This is a genomic window from Solirubrobacter ginsenosidimutans (assembly GCF_027587205.1).
In genome coordinates, this window is sequence record NZ_JAPDOD010000096.1 from 1 (window position 1) to 14710 (window position 14710).

Genomic DNA, 14710 nt, shown 5'->3' on the forward strand with positions numbered 1-14710 from the left:
TGTCGGCACCGGCCACGCGGCACCTCCTTTGAAAGTCGAACCGTGAGAAGTCCGACGATCATCAGTGCCGCGTCGGCCGGAACCACGTTTCCGTCCGACGTCGACCTACACCACGCTACGGGACGTGACCCCGAATTAGCCGACGGTTTGCGTCGTGGAGCGTTCTCACGCGCCCACTCCACGTCCGGACTGCGGAAGCGTCACGGGTGTCGTGGACTCGTCGTCGGCGCGGTCGGATCCTGCTCCGCGGCGGCCTGCAGCTTTGCGAGTGAGGTGCGAAGCATCCGTGAGACGTGCATCTGTGAGATGCCGACGATCTCGGCGACCCGCGATTGCGTGAGGTCACGGCGAAAGCGCAGGTCCAGGACGCGTCGTTCGCGCTCGGTGAGCTGCCGCAGCATCGCGTCGAGCAGCATCGCGTTCTCGGCAGCGGCAAAGCCGGCCTCCTCGACCGCGACCTCGCGTGCGCGGCTGCTGGGGTCGGTGTCGCGGATGGGTTCGTCGAGGGATACAGCGTGGCGTGCGTTGGTGGCCTGCATCGCTTCGAGGACTTGCTCGACGGTACTTCCGGCGCGTTCGGCGATCTGGCTCACCGTGGGGGAGCGGCCGAGCTCGGCGAGCAAGGCGTGCGCGTGCTGCTCGGCGCGCGCGGCGAGTTCCTGGACGTCGCGCGGCGGTCGGACCGACCAGCCGCGGTCGCGTAGGTGTCGCTTGAGCTCGCCGAGAATGGTTGGAAACGCGAAGGAGGAGAACGCGAGCCCGCGGTCGGGGTCGAAGCGATCGATGGCCTTTACGAGCCCGATCGCGGCGACCTGCTCGAGATCGTCGATGTCTTCGACGTTGCCGTAGCGGCGAGCGAGCTGTCGCGCCAACGGCATGAACTGCTCGACGATCGCGGCCCTCGCGGCTGGGCTGCGATCGACCGTCAGCCGCGCGAACAGGCGTCGCTCATGAGCCCGGCGCGCCGCGTGCCAATGGGCGCGGGTCGCGGTCCATCGATTCTCGTCTACCGGCGGCATCAGCACCACCGTCCGGTCGAGCCACCGGATCCTGTCGCGAGCGGCGGGCGGAGCAATCTGAAGTCAGACACGGCAGAACCTCCTGAACCTGTTTGCACACCGATTCAGAAGTCAGACGGCGCTCCCGGGGGGTCCCGACCGCGCCTGCCATGCCCTCGAAACGAAGTCTAGGCGCGGAGGGCGCTCTGGGGAATCGACCGGCGGTCGAGGCTCTGTCATTGGCGCGTCTACGTTCGGGCGATTCGCGCGCTTCGCGTCCGAGGGCAACCCCACATCGGGACCCGATGTAGCGTTGCGTACATGAGTAAGAAGGTCGCGGTGACCGGCGGGAGCGGAAAGCTGGGATCAGCGTGCGTCGTCGCGCTTGTCGAGGATGGCTGGGAGGTCTTCAACTTCGACCTGGCACCTCCGCGCGAGCCGCGGTGTTCTTTCACCCGGCTCGACCTGACGGACTACGGCCAGGTGGTCGAGGCCTTCGCGGGAATCGACGAGCTGCACGACGGCGTCGATGCGGTCGTGCATCTCGCGGCCATCCCCGGCGCGACGCATGCCGGCAACGCTGCCACCTTCGTGAACAACATCACCGCGACCTACCACGTCTTTCAGGCGGCCAGGCTCCTGGAGATCCACAACGTGGTGTGGGCCTCCAGCGAGACGCTGCTCGGCTACCCGTTCAACCGGCCGCCCGTGTACGTCCCGCTGGACGAGGACGTTCCCAAGCTGCCTGAGGTCGCGTATTCGCTCGCCAAGGACCTCGAGGAGGAGATGGCGGCGCAGTTCTGTCGCTGGGACCCCGAGCAGAAGCTGATCGGGCTGCGCTTTTCCAATGTCATGGCACCAGCGGACTATGAGGAGTTCCCGTCCTATGAGGCCGACCCCGCGAGTCGCAAATGGAACCTTTGGTCCTACATCGATGCCCGCGACGGCGCGCAGGCCGTCCTTGACGCCCTCGCGTATGACCAGCCAGGCTTCGACACGTTCGTGATCGCCGCCGACGAGACGGTGATGAGCACCCCGTCGCTCGAGCTCATGGACGCGTTCTTCCCCGGTGTCGAGGTTCGCTCCGAGATCGACGGCACCGCCGCATTGTGTTCGACCGCCAAGGCCCATCGAATCCTTGGTTTCACCCCGAACCATCGCTGGCGGGACCACGTTCCCGGTGCTGCAACAAACCGCTGAGGTCGTGGGTGCGGAGCGGCAGTGCGCGCCCAAACGGGTCACCTCGCCTACCGGCGAACCTGCTTGACGCGGTCGTCGTCACCTTCGGAGAGAACCGACTGGACCTCGGCGACCGTCAGCTCGTCGTACCCCGCCCACGCCTCGTTGCCGCGGAGGGCGTATGACACGTCACCCGCGGTGTTCCGCGAGGCGTCGCAGTCGTTGGAGCGATCGGACGTTGCGGGCGTGGACGAGTGGGTCCGAGACGCGGTTGAGCAGGAGCCGGCTCGGCGTGTCGCCTGCGACCTCGGTCATCCGTACTCGGGTGCCGGCGCCCTCGGCTGCGAGGCGGAGGTCGACTCGAGCGGTGCCGAACGGCCGGGTCTTGGCGCGCAGGATCAACTTCGACGGTGTCTCGTGTTCCAACACCTCGGTGTGATCGTTGAGCACGAGCGGAGGGACGCCGACCTGGTGGTGGAAGCGTGAGCCGACGGCGGGGAACTGCGGGTCGGCATCGCGGATCTTGCGCGCCCCAACGACCCAGTCCGCATAGCTTCCGGCGTCGCTGAGCACGGCGTGGACCGTCACGGGCGCCGCGTCGATATAGATTTCGTTGTAGGCCATCGGGGTGGACCTACCCATTCGGTCGTTGGTCACCCCACGGCGAAGCGCCGGAAGTAGGCGGGGACTGGGTGGGCGGCGCGCCATGCCCGGCGCAGGAGATCCTCCTCGTCAGGCCCGAACACGCGCCGGTCGGTGAGGTCGTCGAGCACGCGGCACAGGACCTCGCCCGACACGACGGTGGCAAGGGCTTGCCGGACGATCGCCGGATGGCGCGTCGTGATCAGAGCGATCAGCTGGTTGCTACCGGCCCAGGCCTGACCGAGCGCGACCAGCCGGCCGTGCCGGCGCGCCTCTTCTCGCAGGCAGCCGAGCGCGTCTCGAGCCTCGCCGCCGAGGGACACGGCGCGCCCCTGTTCGCGCACCAGCAGGTTGTCGTGTTGTGCGCGGAGCATCGCTCGGACCTGTCCCGGCTCGAGCCGGTAGGCGGCCTCCAGCGCCGCCAGTACCGGAGCGCGCCGCGGGGCGCACCAACCGGGGTCGTCGAATCCGAGGCGCTCGCGAGCTCGCGCGAAGCCGTCGTCGGTCGTGGGGTACACGGGGATGGCAGACATGTCGTCTCCGAGTCGTGGTGAACTCGGAAGTCAGGCGACGCTGCCCAAATGACGGACCCCGGCGCGAATGCCCTCCGTCGAACGACGCTACTACCAGCAGGCCGACCGCGTACGCAACCAACTCGCAATCACCGGCATATCAACGGAGCCTTCGTGACGTGTCTGGGCCCGCCCGAGCGAGAGGTCGGTTTTTCGGGCACTGAGATGTGGGGAGGCTGTCCGCAGGATGGCCGACTCTGACACTGTGATCACTCCCTACCGCGACGGGCCGTTGCTGGTCCGCGGGTCCTTCAAGCTGCTCGACCAGGACGGCGATGAGATCGAGCTCGGCGGACGTGAGCAGACGATCGCCCTGTGTCGCTGCGGCAAGTCGCGTCTGCGCCCGTTCTGCGACGGAACGCACAACGTGATCCGCTTTCGCGCACCGAGCAACGCTGAGAACGGCCGCGTCAGCTGACGAAGCGATCGGCGAGCCACCCCACGACGCTGTCCACGCCGACGGCTCGCCGTCGGTCGGCACCGTTGCGCGTAAGCGAGACGCCGGCGAGCTCGTCGGCGCAGCCGAGCCCCCGCGATCGGTGCGAGCACCTCCAGGCGCTCGCCCGGCTCGTCGCCCAGGATCTCGGACGCCAGCGGGGCCAGGCCGAACGTGACCGGATCGACGAGCATGACCTCCTCTTCAAGGCCGATCGTGAGCGGGTCGGCGGCGTCGAAGACCGCCCGCAGCTGCGCTGCGGTCACCGCAGCGCGAGCGCCGGCCGCAACGAAGACGAGTTCCCGCCCCACGCCGACATCGTCTCGCGAGCCCAACGGCCGTCGATCTCCAGCAGCGCGCGGGCGCCCCACAGCACGTCCGCGCCGAGCTTCGGATCCTGCTTCGCCAGGCCGCCGGCGAGATCCACGGCGGCGACACTCTCGTGGACCGCGTCGGCCACGACGTGTACGTCGAAGAACAGGCATGCGTCCTCGCCGTAGCCGAGCCGTCGCAGCCCGCTCGCGTAGCGCCGGTTGGGGACGGAGGAGGTCATCTCGAACAGCGCGAGGTGACCGACGATCGCGCCGCGCAGGCGGCGGTGCAGGCCGAACAGTGACATCAGGTTCACCGTCGCGAGCGTCACCCCCGGGATCTGATCCAGATACGCGCCGTAGGTCGACTCCAGCCCGACCGCCTCCATCGCGCGAGCGAACAGCTGGGCATGGATGTCGTCCGGGCGCCCGTTGCCGTACTCGTCGGCCTGGATCTCGACCATCGCCGCCTTCGGCCTCCCCCACAGCCGCGGGAGCGCCCACGAGTGTGGATCGGCCTCTTTGAGCTGATACGCCGAGCGGTGAACCATGAACTCGAGCACCTGCTCGGCGCTCGCCTCGCGCTCGATGAACGTCGACACCGACGGCGCCTCGTCGGCCAACATCAGCTCGCGCAGCAACACGTCGAGCTCGGCCGGGTCGGGCGGCGTGCCGGGTGGCCCGACGCACTCGAGCAGGTCGCGTTCGAAGCGGCGCTCGAGCTCGGCGCGCAGCGCCAGCAGCGAAGGCTCCCACTCCCACCGATCATCGACGCCCTCGAAGCCGCGATAGTGCAACTCGTAACAGCAATACAGGGCCAGTTGAAGATCTTCAGGACCGGCGTCGCCGGGCACGCCGGCGAGGGCGTGAGGCGGCTTCCGCAACCCAGCGAAGAGCGCCTCGGTCAGTGGACCGCGAGGCTGAGGAAGAAAACTCATGCACGGGGCCCTACCCAACTCCCGTGCGAATGGCAACGGGCTCGGATCACATCGGTGACGTGCCCCGACGCGTGCACGCCGTCCCGCCTCGAGACCGGAAGCGATCTCAACCCGCAATGCTCGACGCGCTAGGCCGCACTCAGGCCGTCGCCGTTTCACCGGTGGGGGATTGCCAGCAGACGCGGTCTCGGCCGGTCCGTTTGGCGGCGTACATGCGGGCGTCGGCCTCGAAGAAGGATTGGCTGTAGCTGAAGGGCGTCTCGTGGCCCGAGGCGGCGGCGCCGAAGCTCATCGTTACGCACAGGCCGCCGTGTTGTTGGCCCGCAATCGAGGCGCGCAAGCACTCGGCGAGCCTGCGCGTCTGTTCGAGGTCTGAGCCGGGGAGCAAGACGAGGAATTCCTCGCCGCCGATCCGGTAGCAGAGGTCGTAGGCATGGAGGTGCTTGCGGAGTTCGAAGGCGACGTCCTTGAGCACGGCATCTCCGACCGCGTGACCGTGCGCGTCGTTGATCTGCTTGAAATGGTCGATGTCGCCGACGATCAGGCCGACGGCTTGTGCCGTGAGCTGTGACTGCTGCTCGAGCTCGGCGGCGCGTTGGGTGAGCGCTTGCCGGTTGAGCATGCCGGTCAAGGGATCGATGACCGCGGCGGCACGATGCTTGACGTCTGAGCGCATCAACACGGTCTGAAAGATCGCGATGCACGTCATCAGCGCGAGCGGGCCGAACAGCAGCGGCGGATTGTCGAAGACGGCCCGGGAGTCGGTGACGAGCGCGACGCCGACGAGCAGCAGCAGCGACAGCCCCAGACCGGCGGCAATGCCACGCTCGGAGAACCGCGCTCCGAGGGTCATGAGCGGGATCGCCAGCCAGGGCAGCATCGGTGCCTGAGCGCCACCGGTCAGCACCACGCTGCCGACGATCATCAGTTGCGAGCCCAGCCACGCCGCGAAGAGCGCGTACTCGGGGGTCGTGACGTGTGCGATGCGGGTGTCGGCGAGGCGGAACATCGCGCCGGCGAGCGCAAGCGGGAGGAGTGTCCACCAACCGAGCCACGGCCCGGAAGCCACCAGCGCGAGCGCGAGCACGCCGAAGGACGCCCGGCGCACGGGCTGCAGCTGCCGATCCATCTCGAGCATCCGCTCGCGATCCACGCCGTCCGGCAGCAGCCAGGAGCCTCGCTGGGTCATGGGGATCCGACCGTGGCAGCGTGCAGGCTGGTGAGGAGCGGCCCGAGTTGGTAGCAGACCAGACGGGCCCGGCCAACCTGGAAACGGCTCCACGGGCGCTGCTGTCGCGCGTACGCCTCGAGGTGCGCGATGACGTGCCCGCCGCTGTGAACCGGCAGGCTCAGCCGCGAGGCATACCCTTCGCTCCGCAGCGCCGTGACAACACGGGCATCGGCGGTGGGGTCATCGACGAGCAGCTGCCCCGCCTGCCGATCGGAGCCCTCAACCAGGCGGACTTCGTCGGCTCCGAGCTCATCGGCGAGTGGACCGAGGCAGGCATGCAGTTCCTCGGCGGTCGTGACTTCTGCGAGGCGACGGACGAGAATCTCCAGGCGGCGGTCGTGATCAGCTCGTGCGGGCGAGTCGTTGGTGTCAGCCAGCGTGGTCTCGAACGCGCGCAGGCACGCGGCGGTCGCGTCGGGCGCGATGCCGGTCCACGGGGGCGAAGGCCGTGCGATGCCATAGCCCTGGCCGTAGGCGACGTCGAGGTCGGCAAGGCATTCCAGTTCCGCGCGCGTTTCGATCCCTTCGGCACACACGTCGGCGTCGATGTCGCGGGCGTAGCGCACGAAGGAACTGATCAGCGGCGCTTTAGCGGGGTCGTGGTCAACGCCGCTGGTGAGGGCACGGTCGAGTTTGATGATGTCCGGCTGCAGGCGCATGACGTGCGTCAAGCCGGCGTAGCCGGCGCCCGTGTCATCGACCGCGAGGCGCGCGCCACGGGCGCGGAGGTCATCAAGGGCGGCGGTGATGGCCGCGTCGCCGGAGACGAGCTCGTTCTCGGTGATCTCCACCACGAGCCCGTCAAGCCGCGCAGGCAACACGCGCAGGACATCGTCGGCTAGCAGCGATGAGGGGCTGAGGTTGAAGGTCAGATAGGTGCCGCGCGGGCGGTCGGGCGTGGCCAGCGCGCAGGCGATGGCTTTGGCTTCGAGCTCGTAGCCGAGTCCGCAGCGGTGGGCCTGGGCGAACCAGACGTCCGGGCCGCGGCGTGGCTCGCGACTGAAGCGCGCCAGTGATTCGTAACCGGCGATACGCCCGGTGCGGAGGTCGATGATCGGTTGAAAGACCATGCGGATGGCGTCCGGGTCCTGCAGGACGTCCTCGATCTCGGCGCGCTGCTCGTCGTCGCGTGCGAACCATTGGCCACGCGGTCCGTGCTCGGCGCCGAGCCGTTCAAGACCCGCGTGAAAGAGCTCGGCGCGGTGCTTGCCGTTGCGTTTGGCCTCATACATCGCGAGGTCCGCCTTGCGCAAGAACTCTTCGACGCCGCGGTCCGTTCCGGCGCTGACGGCGATGCCGATGCTCGCCGAGATGCTGATCGGGCCGTCCGTGAGCTCGATCGGATGACCGAGGGCATCAAGGATGCGGGCGGCTGCCGCCGTTGCGGTGGCTGGGTCGGTGACGCCTTCGATCAGTACGCCGAATTCGTCGCCGCCAAGCCGCGCCGCGGTATCCGAAGAGCGCAGGCACGCGGTCAGCCGACGCGCGGCCTCCTGTAACAGGCGATCGCCTTCCGAGTGACCTCGGGCGTCGTTGGCGGCCTTGAAGTCGTCGAGGTCGACGAACAGGACGGCCACCTCCGCCGCTGCCCGGGGCCTGCTTCCCAAGGCGTGTTCGATGCGGTCGTAAAACAACGCGCGGTTGGCCAGACCCGTGAGCGCGTCGTGAAAGGCGCGGTGTCGAAGCTGCTCCTCGAACGCCTTGCGGTCCTCGACGTCGCTGGCCGTGATGACGATGCCGGCGACCCGGGGATCGCCGAGCAAATTGGTCGCCATTGCGGCGATGTGCCGATGGCTGCCGTCGGCGTAGCGCATGCGCCATTCCGCTGCCTGAGGCTCGTCCGCCGGCTTGCCCGCAACGGACTCCAGGAAGGCGCAGACGAGCGGGACATCGTCCGGATGTACTCGTTCGAGGAGCCGCCCGCCCTGTGCCCGCTCCCAGTCGGGGCCGAAGATCGGGCGCACGGAACCGGTGAGCGCGGTCATCGTCGCTCGGGCGTCGACGATGACGATGCAGTCCGAGGAGTTCTGCACGATCGACTGGAGCCGATCGCGGCTCTCCTGGGCCACTTGCTGCAAAGCCATGGCATTGGCGATCCGCCCGCGCCGTTCGCGGGCGAAGATGACCAGTAGACCGGCGATGGGCAACACGCCGGCCAGCATCGCGGGATGTCCCCTGGCCGCCAGCGCGGCGAAGAAGCCGATCGGAGCCAGACAGAAATCGATCAGATAGACCCAGGCGAAGCCCCGGAGCTCGGCACGCGGGTCCATGCCCAGGCCGACTCGCATCCGCAGCGACGAGACGGCAAGGTCACTGACGACCATCGACCCGAGTGCGAGCAGGCACACCGCCGCGACACTCCACAAGCCATCCGGCACACCCGCGACGAGGATGACCAGCGCCGGGGCGAGCGAGAACGCGCAGTCCGCGATCGTCGGCAGCAGGCGCTGTAGCGGCGCATCGCCGCGCACCACCCGCAGCACCGGCACGGGAAGGTGCGCGAGCAGGATCGCCAGCGGGACCAGGCCGGGGGAGAGCAACAGCAGCATCGGGACGAACACGAGCTGAATCGGACGGGTGTAGCCCTCGCCGACCTCGAACTGGATCTGCGCCAGCACCGCGCACAGCGCGGCCATCCACACCAATGTGCCCGCGCCGCCTCGCTCGTGCCCGGCCAAGAGCGCCATCGCTGTCGCTGCGACCACGACGAGCGAGCTCACCGCGAACTCGGTCAGCAGTTCACGCCGCTCCGCCCTCTGGCCGGCACGTACGCGCGATTGCTCGATGTGGTCGAGCTCTGCGGGGGACAAGTCTTCAAGGCGCGCTGCCATTCCCCAAGCAGTCGGCGAAGGTACGCTCGAGTTGAGCGCACGAGACATCCGACGTAATGGACATAACCGCGAGTGGCTCGCGGGCATCGTCCACTCGTCCAGTACACCGAGAATTGCCATAAAGGCTCGCCGCGCAGGACCGATTGAACGGTCAAGAGGGCGCCCCGCGTTCTCTTGACGGACGACCGCGCTCCGCGCGGCTCAAGACATGGAGGTCCACACCAGAATGCCGATCATCATCAGCGGGCGCAGGAAGCGCTCGCGGCTGCTCGCCGCCACCCTCGGGGCCGCAGCCCTGATCGTCACCCCGGCCCACGCCGCAGCCATCGCCAACCCCTACAACTGCGCCCCCCAGCCCACGCTCACCCAGAGCTTTTCGACCTGGAACGACGCCAACCTCTACACCCCGGTGCCCAACGCCGGCCTCGAGAACGCGGCCACCGGCTGGATCCTGACCGGGTCCGCCAGAGTCATCGCAGGCAACGAACCGTGGAAGGTCGGCGGCGCCGCTGACAACTCCGCGCTCGCCCTGCCCGCGAATTCCTCGGCGATCACCGCCCCGCTGTGCATCGACGAGACCTACCCGCACTTCCGGCTGTTCGCTCGCAACACCGGCTCCCTCAAGGGTGTGCTGAAGATCGAAGTCCTCTACTTCGATGCCAAGGGCAACATCACCAACACCAAGCCCGTGGACTACACGACCGCCACGAACGCCTGGCAGCCCACAGGCATGGTCGGCATCGACGTCTTCACCTCAAAGACGACAGTCGCCGCCGCCCCGGTCGCCTTCCGCTTTACAACCGGCAAGGACGCCAGTTACCAGATCGACGACGTCTACGTCGACCCCTGGGCCCGCGCACGCTGACCCGCCTCCCGTCCGCCGGGTCCGCGAGGACCCGGCGGACGCCGAGCTCGCCGACGCGCCCATATCTGCGCCGGCACCGGCGACCGTCTGAAAGCGACCCGTTCGATCGCGGACCCTCGAGAGCGGTCCGTGTCGCGCGTGGGTAGGGCCTGGTCATGGAGATCCCCAAGGACAAGATCCTCGAGCTGCTCCGTTCACGCGGAGAGCACGACAAGGCCGAGCAGGCGGGCAGTGAGCTGCCCGACACCGTTGACACCGAGAAGCATGCCGATGTGCTGAGCAAGCTCGGCATAGACCCGGGGGACGTGCTCAGCAACCTCGGCGGCGGGCTCGCGGGCTTTTGAGGCCCTCCCGCGGCGTCTGCCCCTATCACGAGCCGCTGTACTAAGGTGAAGCAGTCAGTGGATCGCGCGCGCGACGTCGGCCTTATCGAAGCGGCGTTCCGTATCGCCAACGAACGCACGGCGCGATGGGAAGAGCGGCACGCCGACGGCCGAACGGAGCTCTACCTCTGCGAGTGTGCCGAGCAGCCGTGCCGCAAACGCATCGAACTGACGCGCGAGCAGTACGAAGAGGTCCGCACTGATCCGCGGCACTTCGTGGTACTCCCCGGCCACGTCATTGCTGACCTAGAGACCGTCGTGGGATCGTTCGACGGCTACGAGATGATCGAGAAACCGAGCGCTCTGCTGCAACTGCTCGTCGAGACCGATCCTCGAAGCGCGACGTCAGGCCCGGAAGCGGATGCAGCCCGGGCGCTCGCTCACGAGATCGATCCGAACCTCGCCTAGCGGCACGATCGAGCGCCGCAGGCCGCATCATCGACGGGGCGGTGCGCGATGCGGGCACCTGTGACCGTTGGCGAGCCTTGGGGCCGTGGCTTTCGTCAGTGAGTGGATGCGTCTGGCTGAGGTGAGCGGGATGCGGGTGTCTCGGCGCGAGCGCGCGTCGCCATTCGGCCGAGCTCACTGAGTTCCTCCGCGATGTACGCGGGGAGGTGCCGCACCTCGGGAAGTGCGTCTGGGTCGGCGTAGCAGCCGAAGAAGAGCTCCTGGCGGTAGCGGACCATTCCGATCGCGAGGGCGTGGCCCTGGGTGATCGGCACGACGGAGTAGACCTCTCCAAGTGCGCATCCGAGCAGGTAGAGCGATCCTCTCGGGGCGGGCGACTGTGACACGGTCAGGTTGAACTGCCGCGGCGCGGCCATCGCCTTGGCGGCCGGCGATCGCAGCGGCGCCGGGAGCAGGCCCGCGGCTTGGTAGAGCGTCCGGGTTCCGATCGGCCGGTCGGTCTGCTTGAGCCCCTGGGTCTGCTCGCGGACCCAGTCCAGGCGCTCCAGCGCGGAGTCCAGGTGGACAGGCAGCGCGATGGTGATCATGGAGATCTGGTTGCCGGCGGCGGTGTCGCCGGGGCGGCGCATGCTCACGGGAACCATTGCCTTCAGCGGTTGGAGCAGTGGCTGCTCGTCCTCGCGCTGGAGAAGTGCGCGGACCGCGCCGGCGACCGCGGCGAGGCCGACGTCGTTGAGCGTGCCGCCGATGCGACGCGCCGCTCGGAGCTCGTCGCGCCGTGCGTGGTAGCCGACCAGCGTGCGGCGCGCGCCGATCGGGACGTTGAGCGCGCTTGGCGGCGCCGGTGAAAACGCTTCCTCGGCGGCAGCGCCCAGCACGCGCCTGGCATCCCGGAGAGCATTCGCCGCGGTGTCGGGCGCGTGCGCGGCCGCGGTTGCGCCGGTGCGGAGCGCGCCGACGCCATCGGCGAACCCCCGCGTCATCGCGTCCAGCGCCCAACCGACTCGACCGGGCCGACCCTGGGGCTGCCAGGGGACCGGGGGCTGCGACGCCACGTCGGGCTCGGAATCGAGAATCAAGCTGACGATCTGCAGCGCGGCCAGCCCGTCGACGAGCGCGTGGTGGATCTTCCCCACCATCCCCACCCGCCCGTCCTCGAGCTGGGGGACCAGGAAGATCTGCCACAGCGGCCGCGATCGGTCCAGCGGAGCGGAGAGGACCGTCGAGCGCAGCGCCTCGAAGCTCGCGCTGCTGACCCGGTCGTCGGGGGGCGTGAGCGCCACGATGTGCGCCCGAAGGTCAAAGTCGACGTCGTCGATCCACCGTGGCTCGGACAGCCCCAGCGGCGATGGGTCCAGCCGCCAGCGACACCACGGCACTTCGTGCAGCCGCCCCGCCGCCCGCTCGCGCAGCGCCTCCACCGACGGCCGAGGACGTCCGGACGGCGCATCGAACACCGCGCTGAACCCGACGTGCATGTGTGACTGCGGGGACTCCAGGCGCAGAAATGAGCCGTCCAAGGGCGACAGGCGCCTGCCGTGATGCTCCGATTGAGTGCCGGGCATCGACGGCTCCGTCATCGAGTGCGGCCCTCATGCGCGCGGATGTCGCGCGCGCTGGGCGCGGAGCGGACCGGACGCCGACGCGTTCGCACGGTCGCGTTACAGAGATCGGCGCGGGTCGTGGTGGTTACCGGGGCCTGGATCGATGCCGCAGTGGGTGGCGCGTCGATCTCGAGGCTGTGTTCGAGTCCGAAGATCCTGAGGATGCGAGGAACGATGGGTGGAGGGTTGGCGACGGTGAAGCGGCCGTCACCCTGTTGGGCTCGGCTTGCGATGTCGAGCAGGACGCAGACGCCTGAGACGTCGACGAACGTGACGTCCGCGAGATCGCAGATCAACTCGCGGGCGTGGTGCAGGGCGTCGTGGATGACGATGCGTGCGCGGTCGGCGGTGGTGAGGCTGAGCTCGCCGGCGAGGAAGATGCGCGGCGTGGCGGTGCCGGAGGGGTTGAGTGTGTAGCTCAGTCGGAACCGAATGGCGGCTTCCGGTGAGTCCACGGAGATGGTGATTGGCGGGGACAACTCGACTCCTCGATCGGTCGCTTCACGTCAGCGGATCGGAAGTCAGGTATCGCTGCCGAGCTCGATCATGAGCCCGACCCCGATTACAGGTGCCCTCCTCGAACCCCGATTCTATTCCTCGGTGAGCGGCGTTGGCGAGAAGCTCGGCGAGCCCGAGCCGCGCCGACTGGACCGCCCGAGGTCATTGGAGGCAGGATCGCTTAGAAGGAACCCATCAAATCCGGTCTCCGTCGGACTCGGGACGGCTCACTGGCGCACTGACGAGTTCATCCAATCGGGACGACGACGATCTCGGCTTGGCGCGACACGATGGCGACGCTCCGACCAGTCAACCGAACGGAGGAGACAGATATGGCCATCGGACCTGTGCAACTCATCGTGCTCGGCTTCGACCAACCCGAGTTTCACGGCGAGATCATCGCCGAACTGGAGCGCCTGCGCGAGAGCGACACCGTGCGCGTCATCGATGCGCTTGCCGTGCACAAGGATGCCGACGGCGAGATCGAGGTGGCGCACCTCAGCAACCTCTCCAAGGATCAGGCGATCGAGCTCGGCAGCGTCGTCGGCGCGCTGGTCGGCCTCGGCATCGAAGGAGAGGAAGGGTTCCTCGCCGGCGCCGAAGCGGGTGCCGAAGCGGCGGCCGACGGGGTGAGCGTGTTCTCCGACGAGGATGCGTGGGATGTCCTCGAGGAGATCCCGAACGACTCGGCGGCGGCGCTGATCCTGCTCGAGCATCAGTGGGCGGTGCCGCTGCGTGACGCGGTCGCCCGCGCAGGGGGATCTCGCCTCGGCGACGCGTTCATCAGCCCGCTCGACCTGGTGGAGATCGGACTGGTCTCCCGCGAGGAAGCCGACGAGCTTCACGCGCTGGAGACAGCGACGCCGTAAGCCCCCCGCACACCCGCCAAGCCACGACACACGGAGATCGCATGTTCGCATCACGCAGAGTCGCGCGACGCACGTCTCGCCGCGTCGCTCGCCGCCGCTAGTCACCACCACGATCGTCGCCGGGATCGCCCGGCGACGATCGTCGACTCGGGAGGATGCGCAGCGCCGCCGGCGGACTGATCATCGCGGTAACGCTTGGCGTGTCACGACGCGAGATCGAGGGCGTGGGCGACGAGCTGGAGCCGGGCCAGGCCGCGGGCATGATCCTCGTCGAGCACGTGTGGGCGCGCGACCTCGCGGAAGCCATCGAGTCGACTGGCGGCGGGTCCTCGCGCAGGGCCTGCTCGGGCCCGAAGATCTGCAGGCGATCGTCACCGAGCTCGCGCGGGCCAGCTAGCCCCTCGCGTGCTTCGTCCCGTCGGGACGATGCCGACGCGAGACCGATCGATCATCGTCGCGGCAGCTGAACGACCACGAGGTGTCGGATGCTCATCGCACTGCTCGCCGTCCTTGGCGTCGACCTCATCGTCGTCGTCGCACTGCTCGCGCTCGTGCTGTCACGCAAGCGCTGGGTGAAGCGTCGGCCAGGCGCCTTCCACGGGGCGATCCGGGTCACCGGCGGAGCGATCGACGGGCTCGGGCCGAAGTGGCATCGCGGGTACGGGCACTGGGTCCGGGACGTCTTCGTCTGGACGAAGGCGCCCATGCTGTTCCGCAACGCGCTGATCCCGATCGACGGCGCCGACGAACCGCAGGCGGCCCGCCCCGGCGAGGTCAAGCGGCTCGGCGATCACCCGGTCGTCGTCCGCGTCAGGACCGGCGGCGCAACGGCCGAGATCGCAGTTCGGGGCGACGACAGCGAGCTCGCTCGTGGACCGCGCAACACACCTGAAGCAGTCGTCGCGTCGACGTAGACACGCACATCAGAACGGAGGGCCAATGGCC

16 protein-coding genes are annotated in these 14710 nt (G+C 68.5%); 8 read left to right on the forward strand and 8 right to left on the reverse strand.

The annotated features are described in order from the left end of the window. Positions 1 to 200: 200 nt before the first annotated feature. A complete protein-coding gene (locus OM076_RS43615) occupies positions 201 to 1019 on the reverse strand; it encodes a SigB/SigF/SigG family RNA polymerase sigma factor (protein ID WP_270046508.1) in 819 nt (272 codons plus the stop codon). Positions 1020 to 1319: 300 nt separating this feature from the next. Here OM076_RS43615 and OM076_RS43620 point away from each other — a divergent pair, with 300 nt between their 5' ends. Further along, entirely contained in the window at positions 1320 to 2198 is an 879-nt protein-coding gene (locus tag OM076_RS43620; protein ID WP_270046509.1) for an NAD-dependent epimerase/dehydratase family protein, read from the forward strand. 168 nt (positions 2199 to 2366) lie between these two features. Here the strand turns inward: OM076_RS43620 and OM076_RS43625 are convergent, their stop codons facing one another. Beyond that, the gene (locus tag OM076_RS43625) at positions 2367 to 2801 is read right to left on the reverse strand and encodes an SRPBCC family protein (RefSeq protein ID WP_270046510.1); all 435 of its coding nucleotides are present in this window, start codon (positions 2799 to 2801) and stop codon (positions 2367 to 2369) included. Positions 2802 to 2830: 29 nt separating this feature from the next. After that, positions 2831 to 3352 (reverse strand): hypothetical protein, encoded by a 522-nt coding sequence (locus OM076_RS43630; RefSeq protein ID WP_270046511.1) that lies wholly within the window; start codon positions 3350 to 3352, stop codon positions 2831 to 2833. 226 nt (positions 3353 to 3578) lie between these two features. Between OM076_RS43630 and OM076_RS43635 the strand changes: the two genes are divergently transcribed. Further along, entirely contained in the window at positions 3579 to 3809 is a 231-nt protein-coding gene (locus OM076_RS43635; RefSeq protein WP_270046512.1) for a CDGSH iron-sulfur domain-containing protein, read from the forward strand. A gap of 280 nt (positions 3810 to 4089) precedes the next feature. Here the strand turns inward: OM076_RS43635 and OM076_RS43640 are convergent, their stop codons facing one another. The 3 genes from OM076_RS43640 to OM076_RS43650 all read right to left on the reverse strand — a co-directional run bounded on the left by OM076_RS43640 (position 4090) and on the right by OM076_RS43650 (position 9138). After that, positions 4090 to 5022: an iron-containing redox enzyme family protein gene (locus OM076_RS43640; RefSeq protein WP_270046513.1), complete on the reverse strand. Its 933-nt coding sequence runs from the start codon at positions 5020 to 5022 to the stop codon at positions 4090 to 4092. Between the two features lie 193 nt (positions 5023 to 5215). Beyond that, positions 5216 to 6163, reverse strand: a complete 948-nt coding sequence (locus tag OM076_RS46645) for a GGDEF domain-containing protein (RefSeq protein WP_270046514.1) — start codon at positions 6161 to 6163, stop codon at positions 5216 to 5218. A gap of 98 nt (positions 6164 to 6261) precedes the next feature. Continuing rightward, positions 6262 to 9138, reverse strand: coding sequence for a putative bifunctional diguanylate cyclase/phosphodiesterase (locus tag OM076_RS43650; protein ID WP_270046515.1), 2877 nt, complete (start codon positions 9136 to 9138; stop codon positions 6262 to 6264). A 226-nt stretch (positions 9139 to 9364) separates the two neighbouring features. On the opposite strand from OM076_RS43650, the gene OM076_RS43655 reads away from it, so the two are divergent. From OM076_RS43655 to OM076_RS43665, 3 genes are all read left to right on the forward strand, one after another. After that, positions 9365 to 10003, forward strand: coding sequence for a hypothetical protein (locus tag OM076_RS43655; protein WP_270046516.1), 639 nt, complete (start codon positions 9365 to 9367; stop codon positions 10001 to 10003). A 155-nt stretch (positions 10004 to 10158) separates the two neighbouring features. Further along, the gene (locus OM076_RS43660; RefSeq protein ID WP_270046517.1) at positions 10159 to 10347 is read left to right on the forward strand and encodes a hypothetical protein; all 189 of its coding nucleotides are present in this window, start codon (positions 10159 to 10161) and stop codon (positions 10345 to 10347) included. 57 nt (positions 10348 to 10404) lie between these two features. Then, a complete protein-coding gene (locus tag OM076_RS43665; RefSeq protein ID WP_270046518.1) occupies positions 10405 to 10794 on the forward strand; it encodes a hypothetical protein in 390 nt (129 codons plus the stop codon). Between the two features lie 95 nt (positions 10795 to 10889). Here the strand turns inward: OM076_RS43665 and OM076_RS43670 are convergent, their stop codons facing one another. Further along, a complete protein-coding gene (locus tag OM076_RS43670) occupies positions 10890 to 12314 on the reverse strand; it encodes a wax ester/triacylglycerol synthase family O-acyltransferase (protein ID WP_270046519.1) in 1425 nt (474 codons plus the stop codon). A gap of 56 nt (positions 12315 to 12370) precedes the next feature. Further along, positions 12371 to 12853: an STAS domain-containing protein gene (locus OM076_RS43675; protein ID WP_270046520.1), complete on the reverse strand. Its 483-nt coding sequence runs from the start codon at positions 12851 to 12853 to the stop codon at positions 12371 to 12373. 375 nt (positions 12854 to 13228) lie between these two features. Here OM076_RS43675 and OM076_RS43680 point away from each other — a divergent pair, with 375 nt between their 5' ends. The 3 genes from OM076_RS43680 to OM076_RS43690 all read left to right on the forward strand — a co-directional run bounded on the left by OM076_RS43680 (position 13229) and on the right by OM076_RS43690 (position 14679). Next, positions 13229 to 13765 (forward strand): hypothetical protein, encoded by a 537-nt coding sequence (locus tag OM076_RS43680; protein ID WP_270046521.1) that lies wholly within the window; start codon positions 13229 to 13231, stop codon positions 13763 to 13765. A 155-nt stretch (positions 13766 to 13920) separates the two neighbouring features. Then, the gene (locus OM076_RS43685; RefSeq protein ID WP_270046522.1) at positions 13921 to 14232 is read left to right on the forward strand and encodes a hypothetical protein; all 312 of its coding nucleotides are present in this window, start codon (positions 13921 to 13923) and stop codon (positions 14230 to 14232) included. An 18-nt stretch (positions 14233 to 14250) separates the two neighbouring features. Continuing rightward, positions 14251 to 14679 carry a DUF2550 family protein gene (locus tag OM076_RS43690; protein ID WP_270046523.1) on the forward strand — a complete coding sequence of 143 codons (429 nt, stop codon included), beginning with the start codon at positions 14251 to 14253 and terminating at the stop codon, positions 14677 to 14679. The last annotated feature ends 31 nt before the right edge of the window (positions 14680 to 14710 follow it).